The 1,575-nt window shown below is 39.2% G+C and carries 3 protein-coding genes and 1 pseudogene; all 4 read right to left on the bottom strand.

The window, feature by feature from the left end:
* Positions 1-21: 21 nt before the first annotated feature.
* Positions 22-174: a hypothetical protein gene (locus ACLNCN_RS04625; RefSeq protein ID WP_024058070.1), complete on the bottom strand. Its 153-nt coding sequence runs from the start codon at positions 172-174 to the stop codon at positions 22-24.
* On the bottom strand, positions 171-353 hold the full coding sequence (locus ACLNCN_RS04620; RefSeq protein ID WP_424844728.1) for a hypothetical protein: 183 nt from the start codon (positions 351-353) through the stop codon (positions 171-173). The genes ACLNCN_RS04625 and ACLNCN_RS04620 overlap by 4 nt, the downstream gene beginning before the upstream one ends.
* Before the next feature lie 207 nt (positions 354-560).
* A complete protein-coding gene (rbfA, locus tag ACLNCN_RS04615; protein ID WP_001273601.1) occupies positions 561-911 on the bottom strand; it encodes a 30S ribosome-binding factor RbfA in 351 nt (116 codons plus the stop codon).
* Between the two features lie 251 nt (positions 912-1,162).
* Positions 1,163-1,575, bottom strand: a pseudogene (locus ACLNCN_RS04610) (translation initiation factor IF-2); the annotation flags it as partial.

The raw sequence follows: 1,575 nt of genomic DNA, 5'->3' as shown, positions 1-1,575 counted from the left end.
CTCTGCGATTTTGATTACCATCTAAATAAGTTTAAAGAGCCAATCCAATATCTTAAATACTATCTTGTAAAACAGCAATTGAACTGCAAAAGAGATAATCATCCAAAAGAATTTCAAAATCCCAATAATCGGTTTAATAAAAAGAATGGCAAGAATTGCCCAGAAAAATTTCATTTTTTATCCTCTGCCTTGATGAGCCACCGAGCCGTATCCATTAACTTGTCTGCAATAAAAAGTTTCCCCAGACCGACAACGACATTGTCATCTTTCTTTATCGTTTTCATTACTTTTACACCTTGCACGGTCAAAAAGTAATTACCATAAATTTTAGCAAAAGCTTTGATAGGCCCCATATTATCTTCCCTCGTTTAACTACACTTTCAAAATATTGACGATACCAGTCTTGCTGGCTATTTCTGTGAAATTTACTCTTTTCATTTCCTATAATATCATACAAGTTGAATTTTATAAGGCTTTTTAATAATGTTTAACTCTGGAAAGGTTCCGCCAGCATGTTTTATTGCCTTTTCACCCACCAAAAAAGAGGGTTGCCCCTCTTCTTAGTTTTTATCCAGATTGCGTAGCATTTCATCAATCTTGTTTCCATACTCGATGGACTCGTCTTTGACGAAGGTCAAATCTGGGATTTTGTATAATTTCAAATTGCGACCAAGCTCACGTTTGATGGTACCAGTTGCTTTTTCAAGTCCGATTTGGGCTTTTTGATTATCTGAAGCAAGGTTACTCAAAATGGTGTAGTAAACCTTGGCAACAGACAAGTCACCCAGCATCTGAACATCTGTGATGGTCACACCTTGGACACGCGGATCACGGACTTTCTTTTGCAAAATCTCATTGACTTCACGCTTGATTTCCATGCCCACACGATCCGTACGGAAATGATTTGCCATGATATTCCTTTCTCTACTTTGAACCAAAAGCTAGGCCAGCAGACCTAGCTATTTTTAAACTTATTGATTTTCAGTTCAAATTGAAACGAAGTTCAATTTGAACTCATCCGCTTCTTTCGCTGTGGTGAAAGTGATGGGACTGATAAATCAGTCCCATCACAGGGAATTTTTGAGACTCTAGGCTCAAAAATAAGCAATGAAACCATTGGTTTGCTTGCGTCCCTCACCACCTAAGAAAGGAGCAAAAAATCTTATCTCTTGATTTCTTCCATGACATAGGCCTCAATCACATCATCCATCTTGATATCATTGTAGCCATCAATCATCAAACCACCTTCACGACCGTTAGTCACTTCTTTGACGTCGTCTTTGTAGTGTTTCAAGCTTGCGAGTTCGCCGTCATAGATAACGACACCGTCACGGATAACACGGACTTTAGAGTCACGGGTAACCTTACCGTTAATAACCATGAATCCACCGATGGTTCCCACTTTAGACACCTTGAAGGTTTCACGAATAACTGCTTCACCGATAACTTTTTCTTCGAATTCTGGATCAAGCATCCCTTTCATGGCTTCTTCCATCTCTTCGATAACCTTGTAGATAATGCTGTGAAGACGGATTTCCACATCGTCAGCTTCTGCTTGTTGACGAGCTTGTGGTG

The sequence above is a fragment of the Streptococcus sp. CL8.13 genome (genome assembly GCF_049737895.1).
This window is presented reverse-complemented; position numbering and strand designations above follow the sequence as displayed.

Coding starts and splice junctions, on each gene's coding strand:
- ACLNCN_RS04620 (WP_424844728.1), bottom strand. CDS start 353: ATGGGGCCTATCAAAGCTTTTGCTAAAATTTATGGTAATTACTTTTTG.
- ACLNCN_RS04625 (WP_024058070.1), bottom strand. CDS start 174: ATGAAATTTTTCTGGGCAATTCTTGCCATTCTTTTTATTAAACCGATT.
- rbfA (WP_001273601.1), bottom strand. CDS start 911: ATGGCAAATCATTTCCGTACGGATCGTGTGGGCATGGAAATCAAGCGT.